General features: G+C 49.3%; 15 protein-coding genes. All 15 read left to right on the forward strand.

What is annotated here, in order from left to right; translation table 11 throughout:
* Position 1: 1 nt before the first annotated feature.
* The 15 genes from rsmD to C0977_RS10005 all read left to right on the forward strand — a co-directional run bounded on the left by rsmD (position 2) and on the right by C0977_RS10005 (position 13,391).
* Positions 2-556, forward strand: coding sequence for a 16S rRNA (guanine(966)-N(2))-methyltransferase RsmD (gene rsmD / locus C0977_RS09935; RefSeq protein WP_023054167.1), 555 nt, complete (start codon positions 2-4; stop codon positions 554-556).
* A 2-nt stretch (positions 557-558) separates the two neighbouring features.
* On the forward strand, positions 559-1,050 hold the full coding sequence (coaD, locus tag C0977_RS09940) for a pantetheine-phosphate adenylyltransferase (RefSeq protein ID WP_023054198.1): 492 nt from the start codon (positions 559-561) through the stop codon (positions 1,048-1,050).
* 11 nt (positions 1,051-1,061) lie between these two features.
* A complete protein-coding gene (locus tag C0977_RS09945) occupies positions 1,062-1,529 on the forward strand; it encodes a hypothetical protein (RefSeq protein WP_023054185.1) in 468 nt (155 codons plus the stop codon).
* A 95-nt stretch (positions 1,530-1,624) separates the two neighbouring features.
* Complete coding sequence (locus C0977_RS09950; protein ID WP_101913274.1) at positions 1,625-2,434, forward strand: TrmH family RNA methyltransferase; 810 nt, start codon at positions 1,625-1,627, stop codon at positions 2,432-2,434.
* Positions 2,435-2,440: 6 nt separating this feature from the next.
* Complete coding sequence (gene larB, locus C0977_RS09955) at positions 2,441-3,193, forward strand: nickel pincer cofactor biosynthesis protein LarB (protein ID WP_101913275.1); 753 nt, start codon at positions 2,441-2,443, stop codon at positions 3,191-3,193.
* 4 nt (positions 3,194-3,197) lie between these two features.
* Positions 3,198-3,641 (forward strand): nickel insertion protein, encoded by a 444-nt coding sequence (gene larC / locus C0977_RS09960; protein WP_023054218.1) that lies wholly within the window; start codon positions 3,198-3,200, stop codon positions 3,639-3,641.
* A complete protein-coding gene (locus C0977_RS09965) occupies positions 3,634-4,566 on the forward strand; it encodes a ribonuclease HIII (RefSeq protein WP_101913276.1) in 933 nt (310 codons plus the stop codon). Before larC ends, C0977_RS09965 begins: the two co-directional genes overlap by 8 nt.
* Before the next feature lie 6 nt (positions 4,567-4,572).
* The gene (locus C0977_RS09970) at positions 4,573-5,421 is read left to right on the forward strand and encodes a ChbG/HpnK family deacetylase (RefSeq protein ID WP_023053302.1); all 849 of its coding nucleotides are present in this window, start codon (positions 4,573-4,575) and stop codon (positions 5,419-5,421) included.
* A gap of 18 nt (positions 5,422-5,439) precedes the next feature.
* Entirely contained in the window at positions 5,440-6,363 is a 924-nt protein-coding gene (locus C0977_RS09975; RefSeq protein WP_101913277.1) for an NAD-dependent epimerase/dehydratase family protein, read from the forward strand.
* 2 nt (positions 6,364-6,365) lie between these two features.
* Complete coding sequence (locus C0977_RS09980; protein ID WP_036242581.1) at positions 6,366-6,815, forward strand: ACT domain-containing protein; 450 nt, start codon at positions 6,366-6,368, stop codon at positions 6,813-6,815.
* 14 nt (positions 6,816-6,829) lie between these two features.
* Entirely contained in the window at positions 6,830-8,116 is a 1,287-nt protein-coding gene (locus tag C0977_RS09985) for a homoserine dehydrogenase (protein WP_101913278.1), read from the forward strand.
* Complete coding sequence (gene thrB, locus C0977_RS09990; protein ID WP_306306244.1) at positions 8,117-9,034, forward strand: homoserine kinase; 918 nt, start codon at positions 8,117-8,119, stop codon at positions 9,032-9,034.
* A gap of 33 nt (positions 9,035-9,067) precedes the next feature.
* Positions 9,068-9,895: an NAD(+) diphosphatase gene (gene nudC, locus C0977_RS09995; protein WP_101913279.1), complete on the forward strand. Its 828-nt coding sequence runs from the start codon at positions 9,068-9,070 to the stop codon at positions 9,893-9,895.
* Positions 9,896-10,046: 151 nt separating this feature from the next.
* A complete protein-coding gene (locus C0977_RS10000) occupies positions 10,047-10,991 on the forward strand; it encodes an alpha/beta hydrolase (protein WP_101913280.1) in 945 nt (314 codons plus the stop codon).
* Positions 10,992-11,117: 126 nt separating this feature from the next.
* Positions 11,118-13,391 (forward strand): adenosylcobalamin-dependent ribonucleoside-diphosphate reductase, encoded by a 2,274-nt coding sequence (locus C0977_RS10005; protein ID WP_101913281.1) that lies wholly within the window; start codon positions 11,118-11,120, stop codon positions 13,389-13,391.
* Positions 13,392-13,694: the final 303 nt, after the last annotated feature.

A 13,694-nucleotide genomic window follows, 5' to 3' on the forward strand; every position in this document is an offset into this window, starting at 1 on the left:
TGTGAGAATTATAGCGGGTTCCGCGCGAGGGCGCCTTTTAAAATCGCCGAAAGGCATGCTGACGCGGCCGACGCTCGACAGTACGCGGGAAAGTTTGTTCAATATTCTCGGGCCCGGGGCGCTGAAAGATGCTGCCGTTCTCGATATCTTTGCCGGTACCGGTGCCTTGGGACTGGAAGCGGTAAGCCGCGGTGCGACAAAAGCCGTTTTTATTGACAGCAGGACCGGCGCTCTGATTAGGGAAAATGCGTTGTTGTGCCGTGCGGCCGATCGATGCACTGTCCTTGCCGGTGATTATAAGCGCATGTTGGCACATCTTCAAGGAGAACGGTTCGACTATATTTTTGCTGATCCGCCATATGTGAAGAATTTTGTCAATGAAACGATTGCCTTGATTTTTCGCCATACATTGCTTCGGTCTGACGGTCTGCTTCTCATGGAGCACAGCAGTCGGGAACCGATAGCGGATAGTCCCCTGTTTACAATTATCAGAAAAAAAACCTATGGAAGCGACACGCAGATATCATTTATCCGCGGTTGCAAGGAAGGGGTATAAAGGTGCGAATCGGAATCTGTCCGGGTAGCTTTGATCCGGTTACGAACGGACACATTGACATATTTGAAAGAGGCAGTAAACTTGTCGATCGATTGATTGTAGCCGTTTTTGAAAATCCAACGAAGAAACCGTTATTTTCCATGGCAGAGCGGGAAGCGATGCTCCATGAAACGACAAGACATATTGCCAATATTGAAGTTGTCAGTTTTGGCGGGTTATTAAATCAGTATGCGATTGAACGGGGAGCGACGATCATTATTCGCGGCCTTCGCGCTCTTACCGATTTCGAGTATGAGTTTCAGCGTGCTTTATTGATGAAAAAGGTGGAACCGACGATAGAGACGGTTTTTATCATGGCCAGTACACAACATTCGTATATCAGTTCGACGGGGATTCGGGAACTTGCTTGTTTCGGAGGCAAATTAGAGGGGCTTGTGCCGAGTTATGTTGAAGGTGAATTAAAATTGAAGTTTAAAGATAAATATAAGGCATAGAGGTGGAGCAGATGAATTCGGATAAATTATTGGAAGATTTGGAAAGCATCATTTTAAATGCGTCAAAAATGCCCTTTACGAACAAGAAAGTTGTTGAAGAAGAAGAAATCCTGCAAATCATCGACGACTTAAAGGTTTGTATGCCGGACGAATTGGATCAATCCAAGAAGGTGTTGGCCGAACGGGACAAAATCATCGCCGACGCACAACGGCATGCGGACAGTATGGTAGCACAGGCGAAAGATTATATTGCCAAATTGACGGAAGAAAGCGAACTGGTACGGCAATCGCAGGAACATGCCAATCTGATCATTGCCAATGCCAATCAGTCGTCTGAAGATTTGAAGAACAGTTCGATCACCTATGCCGGCGATGTCTTGAAATACGTGGAGTCGACATTGGAAAAAACCTTGTCCAGTATCCGGCAGAACAGAGAAAGTCTGATTCAGACGAATCGCGGAAAAGATGCCAAAAAGTAAGATAAATCAATTGAGTGGCGCAGTAAGTGCAATATCCTTGCGGTATTGCACTTATTTCTTACGCAAAAACGGCTTTACGTAAAGGATGAGAGAGTATGAAAGAAATTACTTCACGTGATAATCAATGGATCAAATTGGCTTGTGCAGTGAAACGAAAAAAGGAGCGTACTGCGCAGCGACGAGTTTTTCTGGAAGGCCGCCGTCTGGTGACGGATGCGGTGGAAAACGAAATTCGTGACGGCATTTGTTTTGTTTCGCCGAAAGGTCGTGAGCAGGCCGATTTTGACGATCTTTTCGCTCGCGGCGTTGCACTGGGCTGGGACTTTTTTTCCGTTACGGCGAGCGTGTACGATAAGTTGAAAGATACGCAGTCACCGCAGGGGATCGCCGCCGTCGTTCCTTTTTTTACGCATACGCTGCAGTCGCTGGAGAAGGATAACACGGCTCGTTCGTTGGTATACTTGCAGGCCATTCAGGATCCGGGGAATTTGGGGACCATCATACGGACGGCGGCGGCGACGGATTGCGGCGCCGTTATACTCAGTCCCGGCAGCGTCGACGTGTATAATGATAAGACGCTGCGCAGCGCGATGGGCGCTATTTTTAAAGTTCCCTTGATAGAGAATATTGACGAAGAAGAGATCTGTGCGTTTGTCCTGCGGCAAGGCAGGGTTCTGTTTGGGACCTCGCCGCAGGGACGTGTATCCTTCGCCGCTGCCGATTACAAACGTCCCGCTGTCCTGGCCTTCGGCAATGAAGGACAAGGGCTGACGGCGGCGTTTGCGCAGTGTTGCGACGAATTGTTGTCGATTCCGATGCGGAGCAATACGGAATCGTTGAATCTGGCGACAGCCGTAGGCCTGGTTCTGTACAGAGCATGGGAAGCGAACGGCTTTGCGAGGTGAGAAACGATGGATGAGATCAGAAAAATATTGGAAGCGTATAAAGCCGGCGTGTTCACGCTGGAAGAAGCCGCCGCATCACTGGCCGATGACCGAGGCGATACCTGTCATCTGGGGTTTGCCAATCTCGATTTACAGCGGCAGGAACGATGCGGATTTCCGGAAGTCGTCTATTGCGCCGGGAAGACAACGGAACAGTCGGTGAAGATATTGGCGTTTCTTATGGCGCGTTACGATAATGTTATCGGCACGCGTGCCGATCAGGCCGTTTATGAAGGGATTAAGCCGACTGTTCCCACCGCCTGCTACGACGCGACGGCTCGTATGGTGTATCAACATAAGGACCGGACGGTATTTAACGGAGAGCGGACAATTGCCGTCATTACGGCCGGAACCAGCGATATCCCCGTGGCTGAGGAGGCGGCGCTGACGGCAACGATTATGGGCAATAAAGTGGAGCGCATTTATGACGTCGGCGTAGCCGGGCTGCATCGGTTGTTAGCACGGCGCGAGGACATTTGCCGGGCTAATGTCAATATTGTCGTCGCCGGCATGGAAGGAGCGCTGGCCAGCGTCGTCGGCGGTCTGGTCGGCAAACCTGTCATTGCCGTGCCGACAAGTATCGGTTACGGCGCCAATTTTCACGGTTTATCGGCGCTGCTGGCGATGTTGAACAGTTGTGCCGCCGGTGTTTCCGTCGTCAATATCGATAACGGATTCGGCGCCGGGAGAATGGCGGCTATGATTAACGGCATGAGGTAGATCAATGGAAACATTATGGCAAATGGAAGCAAACATTGACGACATGAATCCGCAGCATCTGGAGTATGTCTTTTCACGCCTGCTGGAAAGCGGCGTCAATGATGTCTGGGCTGTACCGATGCTGATGAAGAAAGGGCGGCTGGCAGTGATGCTCGGTGTTCTCTGTAAGAAAGCGCTGCTAGAAGAAGTGGAAGCGATTATTTTTACAGAAACGACGTCCATCGGCGTGCGGCATTTTCCGGTCGAACGAAAGGCGTGCGAGCGCTTTTTCGGTGAAGTGACGGTCGACGGGGAACGGATCGGCTGTAAGATATGTTCCCATAACGGGCGCGTCACTACTATTTCCGCTGAATATGACGATTGCCGCCGCGCTGCCGAAAAAAGCGGTAAGCCCTTGAAGGAGTGGCAGCGGCGAGCTAAGGAAGAAGCGTATAAAATTTATGGATAAAGAACTGACACGGGTAGTAAAGAAATTTAGAGAAGCACTGCCGGCAAAGGGAATTTTCTGTGCGCAAGAAAAAGAAATCAATTACGGCTGCCAACTCATCTGCTGTAAAGGCGCGATGCGGAGTACCGTCAACTGGTATTACGGCAGAAAGGGAATTTCCGTCGTGTTGCAGGGAAACGACACGCCGTTGAAAGAAGAACTGCGGCAGTTGACGAAGGTGCTCGCCGACGGGAAAAAAGCGGCGGCTGCCGCGCCGGAAGAATTGATTCGCCCATACGATGTAAAAACCTGGATCGGCTGTGACGAGTCGGGAAAGGGGGATGTTTTCGGACCTCTGGCGGCGGCAGCTTGCCTTTTGACGGAAGAAGATGCTCTTTATTTCCAGGAAATCGGCGTTTGTGACAGCAAAACCCTGCCTGATTCCACGATTATCCGGCTGGCGGAACAGATAAAGGGCCGTCTCGGTGATCGTTGTACGCTGCGCGCCTATCCGCCGGAAGACTATAATCGGCGGTATGCCGCATTGAAAAAGGAAGGGAAAAATCTCAATCATCTGTTGGGGTGTCTCCATGCTGAAAACATTTGTGTACTATTGTCAAAGTACGAATGTCCCTGTATAATAGTCGATAAGTTCGGTAAGGACTCTTACGTACTGGATGCATTAGGCTGTCAGTGCGCGGGCAGGCAGGTGATACAGGTGCCTAGAGGGGAGCGGGATATTGCTGTCGCCGCGGCGTCTGTTTTGGCCAGAAGCGCGTTTATAGAAGGAATAGCCGCTTTGGAGCGAGCTTTTTCCCTGTCCTTTCCGAAAGGAGCTTGGGCCGGTATTGATGAGGCCATAAGGCTTTTTTTACAGACCCATGAAGCAGATGATTTGCAGTATGTCGGCAAGTTGAATTTTAAAACTTTTGATTTTCTACGGTGAACAGACGTGAATCGATTAATTATCAATGCCGATGATTTCGGTATCCATGAAGAAGTGAACGAAGCCGTCCGCCTGGCACATGAGCAGGGAATCTTATCGAGTACATCGCTATTGGCGTCCGGGCGGGCTTATGAAGAGGCGGTGGCAATCGCTAAACGGTTTCCGAAGCTGGGGATCGGCATACATCTTTGTCTTGTCGGTTCCTTGCCGCCACTTTCGGATCCCGGTGAAGTGCCGTCTCTGCTTGCAGATGACGGCCTTTTTCCTGAGAGCTATGCAACGTTTATTCAAAAAGCTTATAGGGGAAAAATCAATTATGAAGAGGTTTATCGTGAATTGGACAGACAAATGAACAAGATCATGACGTCAGGTCTGCCAATCACCCATGTTGACAGTCATCAGCATTTGCATGTACTGCCGCCGGTGTGGCGGATCGTCTGTTCGTTGATGAAAAAGTACGGTTTGCACCGCCTTCGGTTGCCGCGGGAAGCGTACTGTTTCAAGATGCTGACGGCACGTCCCGGACGCGTCTTGGGCAGAAACGGGTTGACCTTCCTCGCTGAAAAAGCGGCAAGGGATTTACCGGCCCTACGATTTTTGTCAACCGATCATTTTTGGGGCATGGTTGACGGCGGTAATATGAACTCTGCGAATTTGGCTTATATTTTAAAACAATTACCGTTCGGTATTCACGAAATCATGATGCATCCCGGCAGGAATAAGGAACTGCTGTCCCGCCGTTACGCTTGGCACTATCATTGGGATGAAGAACTGGCTGCACTGTTGTCGCCGGCGATGAAGGAGATTTTGCAAAAAAACAGAATAATGCTGATTACGTACGGTGATTTGCCGTAGCTTGATGGGAGGTATACGTTGAATATATTAGTAACCGGTGGAGCCGGATTTATCGGCTCTCACATAACTGATGCACTGATCGCAGCCGGGCATGCCGTAACCGTTGTCGATAATTTGAGCAGCGGTAAGCGGGAACATGTCCATGAACAGGCTTCCTTTTTTCCTTATGATATCCGCGATAGGGAAAAGATGGCCGACGTATTCCGGAACGGCCGGTTTGAAGTTGTCTTCCATGAAGCGGCGCAGACGTTGGTGCCGTATTCTCTGTCTCATCCGCAGGCCGATGCCGATCTGAATATTATGGCGCTCCTTGTTGTTTTGGATTGCTGTCGCACGTATGGCGTACGACGTATCGTCTTTTCTTCTTCCGCCGCCGTTTATGGTGATAATATGGCTGTGCCGTTGAAGGAGACGGAAGTGCCGGCGCCTACTTCTTTCTACGGGTTGACAAAGGCGACGGCAGAGTCATATTTGCAGCTTTACGAAAAGCATTTCGGCTTGTCCTACGTTATCCTCCGATATGCCAATGTCTATGGTGAACGGCAGGGGAGCAACGGTGAAGGTGGAGTCGTTTATGTTTTTGCCAAAGCGTTGGCACAGGGAAAAGACTTGACCATCTATGGAGACGGAGAACAATCGCGCGACTTTGTTTATGTCAAAGACGTGGCGCAGGCCAACGTAAAGGCATTGGAAAAAGAGGTGCCGTCCGGTATTTACAACGTCAGTACGGCGATCGAGACGACAGTTAATGCGCTCAAGGAAATTCTGATCTATTTTTCCGGAAAAGGGGTCTCCGTTTCATATGCAGACGGCAGATCCGGCGATATTTATCGCTCGTCTCTCAGTAATGATAAGGCCAGTGAGGTCTTGCACTGGCGCCCGGCAACGAAGCTTTTGCCGGGATTAACGGCGACTTATGCATACTTTGCCGAGGAGGAATGATGATGAAAGAGGATAAGGGATTAAAATTTTATCTTGTTCGAGAAGACATTCTGCCGGAAGCGATAAAAAAAACAATCAAGGTCAAGGAGATATTGAAACATCAGCAGGCGAAGACCATTAATGAAGCCGTGCGCATCATGGATCTGAGCCGCAGCGCTTTTTATAAATACAAAGATTGTGTCTTTCCTTTTTACGACGTTACGCAAGGTAAATTAGTGACGTTGTCTATGAATCTTTCCGATAAACCCGGGGAATTGTCACAAGTGTTAAATATGATCGCCGCCAGCAACGGCAGTATTTTAACGATCAATCAGGGGATTCCCCTGCAAGGGATGGCGAACGTCAGCATCGCCATTGAAACGAAAGATCTGCAATTGTCTGTTGAAGACCTGGTGAAGAAGTTGGAGACCTTATCGGGTGTCCGATCTGTCTATGTCATTGGCCAAGCATAAGGGGAGGAAAGAGAATGAAAACAGTATCTATTGCTTTATTGGGATGCGGCACTGTCGGCAAAGGCGTTATCGATCTGTTGGAAATGAACGGCAGCATTATTGAAGAGCAACTGAATACGCATTTGCATATCAAGTGGGTTCTTGTGCGTGATCTGGAAAAGTATCGGGAAATGAACTTGCCTCCATCGATTACGTTGACGACGGATTTCCAGGATATTGTCAGCGATCCTGAAGTCGAAATCGTCGCTGAAGTTATGGGCAGCGCAGATTTCGCCAAAGGATGCATCGAACAGTGTTTTACCTGCGGCAAGAGCGTCGTCAGCGCCAATAAGGATCTGATTGCCGACTATGGAATACCGTTGCTCAAGTTGTCACAAGAAAATGACGTCGATTTTCAATTTGAAGCGAGCGTTGCCGGCGGTATTCCGATTATCCGCTCGATGCACTCGTCGTTGAACAGTAATGCTATTGAAACGATCATCGGAATCATGAACGGCACGACAAATTATATTCTCAGCAATATGACCGAGCGCGGCTTGTCTTATGAAGCGGCCCTGGCGGAAGCGCAGCAGAAGGGATATGCCGAGGCGGATCCGACGAATGATGTCAGCGGTTATGACGCGGCTCGAAAAATAGCGATTTTAGCAACGTTGGGCTTCCATTCGGCCATTACTTTCCGCGACGTTTCCGTTGAGGGAATTGAGGCCGTAACCCAGGATGATATCGTTCATGCCACCGAAATGGGGTATGTTATCAAGCTGTTGGCGATTGCGTCACATGATGAAGACGGTATATCGTTGAATGTCCATCCGGCCTTTATTCGCAAAGGGCATCCGCTGGCCAATGTCGGCGGCGCTTATAACGCCGTTTTCGTACGAGGCAATTGCGTCGGCGATCTGATGTATTACGGGCAAGGCGCCGGAGCGCTGCCGACGGCAAGTGCTGTCGTTAGTGATATCATGAGCGTCGTCCTGCATTATAACTTGAGCATGACGGGCAAACGTGAATATGTATGGCATGAAACGCATATAAAATCGCCGCAAGCCAACAAGGCCCCTTATTATCTGCGCATGATCGTAGCCAACGCTCCCGGTGTATTGTCGAGCATTTCCGGCGTTTTTGCCAGGAACAACATCAGCATCCGTTCGCTTATCCAGAAGGATGAAACGACGGAAATCGCCGAAATTGTCGTGCTTATCGACAGCTCTGCCGACGGGTTGGTGCGTGAATCGCTTCAGCAAATCGCCGACCTTTCCTGTGTGCACCGCGTTGCCAGTGCTATTCGTGTAATTGAGGTGTAAATGATGACAAAAGAGCTGCATGTACGAATTCCTGCCACATCGGCTAACTTAGGGTCCGGATTTGACGCCATCGGGTTGGCCTTGAATCTCTATAATGATATGTATTTCACGGAGGACCCTGCAGCCGATACGATTGCAATTGAAGTTGAAGGAGAAGGTGTCGGAGAAATTTCGACGGACTTTGATGAGAATCTCGTCGGTAAATCCATGCGTGCCGCTGCTGTTCGCAATCAGCGGGCATTGCCTCAAGGCGGTCGCCTGAGACTGGTTAACCGCATTCCCACCAGCCGCGGTCTCGGCAGCAGTTCTGCGGCGATTGTCGGCGGTATTCTTATCGGCAACCAATTGACGGGAGGCGGGCTGTCCCGGCAAGATATACTGACGTTAGCAACGCTTATTGAAGGACATCCCGATAACGTCGCTCCGGCGATTTGCGGCGGTCTTGCCGTATCTGTCCTGGCAGACGGAAAAACGTTAACGAATTCGATTCCTATTGAAGAAGGGCTTTCTTTTATTACGGTCAGTCCTGAAATTTACGTTTCTACCGACATGGCTCGTAAGGCTTTGCCGAAGACGATTGCTTATCAAAGCGCCGTTTTCAATGTCAGCCGTGTCAGCTATCTGGTATCATCATTTATCATGAAACGATATGATACGTTGCAGTACGGTCTGGAGGACAGGCTGCACGTGCCGTATCGGCTGAAATTGATTCCCGGCGGCGCTGCCGTCCTGCAGGCCGCGTTGGCGGCGGGAGCGGCGGGAGCGACGATCAGCGGTTCGGGATCGACGCTGATTGCTTTCGCGACGGGCTGTGAGGCGGCGATAAAAGATGCTATGATCGGAGCTTTTGCCGCCCAGGGAATACGGGCTGTCGGTCATATTTTAAAATGTGATAATACAGGTGCCGTTATCCTTTAAACAAGTTATACGGAATTGAAGAAGGCGATAGATATGTTGCAGGATATTTCACCGCATCGTTTTTACAATCAATATCGGCCCGTACCGTTGCAAAAAGACGGGTTCATCCTGTCGTATAGAGAGCGTCAGGTGTTGGTTAAAAAGGATGGCGACAGTATTGCGTTGCCCCGCTTCGCCGATTATGCCGTTTCTTTGCCGCAGCCGTTACAATGGGCATTTCGCATCGATACTTGGCAGTTTTTTCTTTCACCTGCGGCATTACCGGAAAAGGACGAATTTACGTATTTGCCGATTATGGAGATGCGTCATCTGGAGCCGCGCTCGCTGGCTTTTGCCGCCGTTTCCGGTCTGTCGCTGCACAATTGGTATGAAAATCATCGGTATTGCGGGCAATGTGGCGCTCCTATGAAGCACAGTGATACGGAACGCATGGTGCATTGCGATACGTGTCATACGCTGATCTATCCGCGTATTTGTCCGGCCGTCATCGTTGCCGTCCGCAACGGCGATTCGCTACTCGTGTCAAAATATGCCGGCAGAAGCGGCAATAAGCGGTGGGCGTTATTGGCGGGATTTGCCGAAATCGGTGAAACGATAGAAGAAACGGTACATCGGGAGGTTATGGAAGAAGTAGGGATACGCGTTAAAAATTTAACTTTTTATAAGAGTCAGCCATGGGGATTTTCCGATTCGCTTCTTTTCGGTTTTTTTTGCGATCTCGACGGTGCTGCTGCGTTAAACGTCGATCATCGAGAACTGGCCGTTGCCGAATGGCGTCTTCGGCAGGATCTGCCGAAAGATGCGGAAGCGGCTACGTTGACGATGGAAATGATCAGCCTTTTCCGGCAAGGAAAAGCATAAACAGTTAGCATAGATAATCCTAATGTTGTGAACAGAACAGTTTCCTGTGGTGCTGTTCTGTTTTTCTCTGTATTATTAAAGAGGAACGGCGCTGCCGTGGTGTGCGACGGCTGTTCCGCAATAAGCCGGTCAGTCCGGAGAAGGGAGTTTTATGGGCTGCTTATTCAGAGCGATCCGCAATCTGTTTGTTGCGGCGCTTTTTCTCTGTCTCGTTGGCGGCGCCTATGTCGGCAATCGTACTTATGAAGCCTTTAGAGAGGCGCCGTGGGATCAGCTGTTGGGAATTGAAAATCATGGAAACGATACCCGGTTAATCGACAGGCTGGAACGGGAAGAACAGTGGCGGCCGGTGACGGTTACCGCTGCTGACGGGCTTCGTTTGCGGGGAACGTATATTGAGAATGAGGAATATACTGCCCATACAGTAGTACTGCTGCATGGCCTTTATCAAAACCGCGGGATGTGTTTGCCCTATATTCCTATGTATAAGCAGTTGGGGTATAATATTCTCCTTGTCGATTTGCGCGGTCATGGCGAAAGCGAAGGAAGACATACGGATTGGGGATTGACGGAAACAAGCGATATGGATGCTTGGTTTGCGTGGCTGAAAGAGCAAGATCGCGCGATGCAGATCGGTCTTCACGGTGTATCGCTGGGAGCGGCGATGGCATTGCTCTACGCCGGCGAAAAAGACAATGTACAACCGGACTTTGTCATTGCAGACAGCGCTTATGGGAATATTCCCAGTTTGGGAAGAGAAAAACTGCTTCGCTGGTCCGGTGATGAACGTCTCTTGTGGGGATATACCGTTTTGGAACCCTTTTTTCAAGGCGCCATGTTTATTCGAACAGGAAAAGTTTTGGCTGATATTGAACCGGCGCACGCCGCTCGTTCCATTCATGTGCCGATACTTTTTTTACACGGCGAAGCGGATACCTTGGTCCCCGTACAGACGGCGTATGCTCTTTATGACTCATGCGGCAGCAATGATAAACATATCTGGATTTTTCCCGCTTCTCCTCACGCTGCGGGGATTGAGACGGATCGTGCTGCATATGAAGAAAAAGTCATCAATTTTCTGGAAGAGCATAAATAGATTTCATGGCAGAATATCTTGACGCTGTTTATACATACTGTTATCATGATAACTGTTAGATACCATATGTTGTATTTAGAACGAAATGCCCCGTCAAGAAGCGACAGGTGTTAGGGAGGAACTGGAATGGATGAGAAAGAATGGCTTGGCGAAGAGAATCAGCTGGGCATGGATATCTGGAGAAATAAATATTGCAATGACGGAGAAACCTTTGCGCATTGGCTCGACAGGGTCAGCGGTCATGATCGGAACGTGGCGCAACTGATTGAAACGAAAAAATTTCTTTTCGGCGGACGTATTTTGGCGAACAGAGGATTGGAATATGAAGGCAAGAAAATAACCTTGTCCAATTGTTACGTTATCGCTCCTCCGGAAGACAATATTGAGAGCATTTTCGATCGCGCCGGAAAACTGGCCCGAACGTACAGTTACGGCGGCGGCTGCGGCATTGATATTTCCCGCCTCAGTCCGAAAGGAGCTAAAATCAACAATGCGGCGAAAGAAACGAGCGGTTCCATTTCTTTTATGACGCTGTATTCCCTAGTTACGGAGTTGATCGGTCAAAACGGCCGTCGCGGCGCACTGATGATTTCTATTGACTGTGCCCACCCCGACGTTTTGGAATTCATTAAGCTGAAGACGGATTTGGAAAAAGTGACGAAAGCCAATATTTCGATTCGTTTGAGTAATGCGTTTATGGAAGCGGTAAAGACGCGAAGCCAGTTCCGCCTTCACTATACGCGGGAAGAAACGGGAGAGACGATCGAGTCGTTGGTCGAAGCGGCAGACGTCTTTCGCTTGATTGCGGAAACGAATTGGGATTATGCGGAACCGGGAGCACTGTTTTGGGACAGAATAACTAGCTGGAATCTTTTAGCCAATACGCCGGCATTTTCTTTTGCCGGAGTAAATCCCTGTGCGGAAGAACCGTTGCCGGCAGGCGGATCCTGCCTTCTCGGCAGTATGAATTTGGCTAATTTTGTTACCGATCCGTTTACTCCTGAAGCAGCATTCGCATTTGAAGAATTTAAGCAATGTATAGTACAGGCTGTCAAGGCTTTGAATGATGTCCTTGATGAAGGATTGCCGCTGCACCCGTTGCAGGAGCAGCGGGACAGTGTCGGCATCTGGCGTCAGATCGGCCTCGGCATCATGGGACTAGGCGATATGCTGATCAAACTGGGCTTGACCTACGGCAGTCAGGAAGCTGTTGATTTCTGTCATCAAGTTGGTTTTGTCATGGCCGATACGGCGATTGCCGCTTCCGCGTTGTTGGCCAAGGAAGAGGGCGCTTTCAAAGGGTGTGTTGTCGATGAAATTATGGAAACCCCCTATTTTAAAGCCAATACGACAGAAAAAACGGCAGCACTGGTCAGGGCTTACGGTCTGCGCAATTCGCAGTTGTTGACGATTGCACCGACAGGGACTCTTTCGACGATGTTGGGGATTTCCGGCGGCATTGAACCGATTTATGCCAATTATTATGAACGGAAGACGGAGTCGTTGCACGGGTCGGATGTTTATTACAAAGTGTATACGCCGATCGTGGAGCGGTACATGGAAAAACACGGCATTAAAGATGATTCCCGGCTGCCCGGATATTTTGTGACGGCATTGACCTTGGATTACGGAGAACGGATTGCCATGCAGGCTGCATGGCAACAACATATTGACGCATCTATCAGTTCTACTGTAAATGTTCCTAACAACTTTACCGTAGAAGAGACAGAACAGTTGTATCTTATGGCCTACGAAAAAGGCTGTAAGGGGATCACAATCTTTCGCGACGGCTGCAAGCGTTCCGGCATTCTGACGACACATGGGGAAGAAAAATCCGTACCGACTGCCGGCGAAGGCTTGGCACGCGGAGAAATTGTCAGCATCGACGACAATGTTATCGGTAAAAAACGTAAACTTGTTACAGGCTGTGGCAGCCTCCATTGCATGGCTTTTTTTGATCCGGAAACGGGGGCTCTTCTGGAAACGTATTTGAGCAAAGGCTCTACAGGGGGATGCAATAATTTCATGATCGGCCTTTCACGAATGATCTCTATCAGTGCCCGCGCGGGGATCGATATATATACGATTATTGATCAGCTCAATTCCACGGGGAATTGTCCTTCTTATTCCGTTCGGCGCGCTACACGGGGAGATACAAGCAGAGGATCGTGCTGTCCTATGGGAGTCGGCAATGCCTTGCTGGATATGTATAATGAAGTGCAGCGAGAAATGCAGCGCGGAGACGCGGCCGATTCCGTTGTGAAAAAAGTGGCGGTAAAGCCGAAAGCAGATAAAAAAGTAACAGCTGAAAGCATTTTCTGTCCACAATGTGGTGAGCCTTTGGCTTTTGAAGGCGGTTGTACTACTTGTAAGAATTGCGGTTGGAGTAAATGCAACTGATCGGATGCCGGTATTAAAGGCGTTTTATGTAAAAAAACTGTCAAGTTTATCTTGACAGTTTTTTGTTTTAATGCTAAAATTCTTTACGTCGCAAGAGTTAAGAGCGGAGGAAAAATCTCGTAAGGGAACGTTCGTATTTTTGTCGATAACGGTGAAGTTTGAATAAAGCTTCAAAGAAAGATCTTGACAGACTAGGAATAGTTTGGTAAGATAAACGAGTCGCCAAACGGCGGCGTGGCCTTTGAAAACTGAACAATGCAACGAATGAAACGCCAGAGTGCAGGTCTCAAGAAATTGAGACAT

The organism is Megasphaera vaginalis (ex Bordigoni et al. 2020) (assembly GCF_900240295.1).
In the GTDB taxonomy this organism is placed as follows: Bacteria; Bacillota; Negativicutes; order Veillonellales; family Megasphaeraceae; genus Megasphaera; species Megasphaera vaginalis.

Coding starts and splice junctions, on each gene's coding strand:
- C0977_RS09945 (WP_023054185.1), top strand. CDS start 1,062: ATGAATTCGGATAAATTATTGGAAGATTTGGAAAGCATCATTTTAAAT.
- C0977_RS09950 (WP_101913274.1), top strand. CDS start 1,625: ATGAAAGAAATTACTTCACGTGATAATCAATGGATCAAATTGGCTTGT.
- larB (WP_101913275.1), top strand. CDS start 2,441: ATGGATGAGATCAGAAAAATATTGGAAGCGTATAAAGCCGGCGTGTTC.
- larC (WP_023054218.1), top strand. CDS start 3,198: ATGGAAACATTATGGCAAATGGAAGCAAACATTGACGACATGAATCCG.
- C0977_RS09965 (WP_101913276.1), top strand. CDS start 3,634: ATGGATAAAGAACTGACACGGGTAGTAAAGAAATTTAGAGAAGCACTG.
- C0977_RS09980 (WP_036242581.1), top strand. CDS start 6,366: ATGAAAGAGGATAAGGGATTAAAATTTTATCTTGTTCGAGAAGACATT.
- C0977_RS09985 (WP_101913278.1), top strand. CDS start 6,830: ATGAAAACAGTATCTATTGCTTTATTGGGATGCGGCACTGTCGGCAAA.
- thrB (WP_306306244.1), top strand. CDS start 8,117: ATGATGACAAAAGAGCTGCATGTACGAATTCCTGCCACATCGGCTAAC.
- nudC (WP_101913279.1), top strand. CDS start 9,068: ATGTTGCAGGATATTTCACCGCATCGTTTTTACAATCAATATCGGCCC.
- C0977_RS10000 (WP_101913280.1), top strand. CDS start 10,047: ATGGGCTGCTTATTCAGAGCGATCCGCAATCTGTTTGTTGCGGCGCTT.
- C0977_RS10005 (WP_101913281.1), top strand. CDS start 11,118: ATGGATGAGAAAGAATGGCTTGGCGAAGAGAATCAGCTGGGCATGGAT.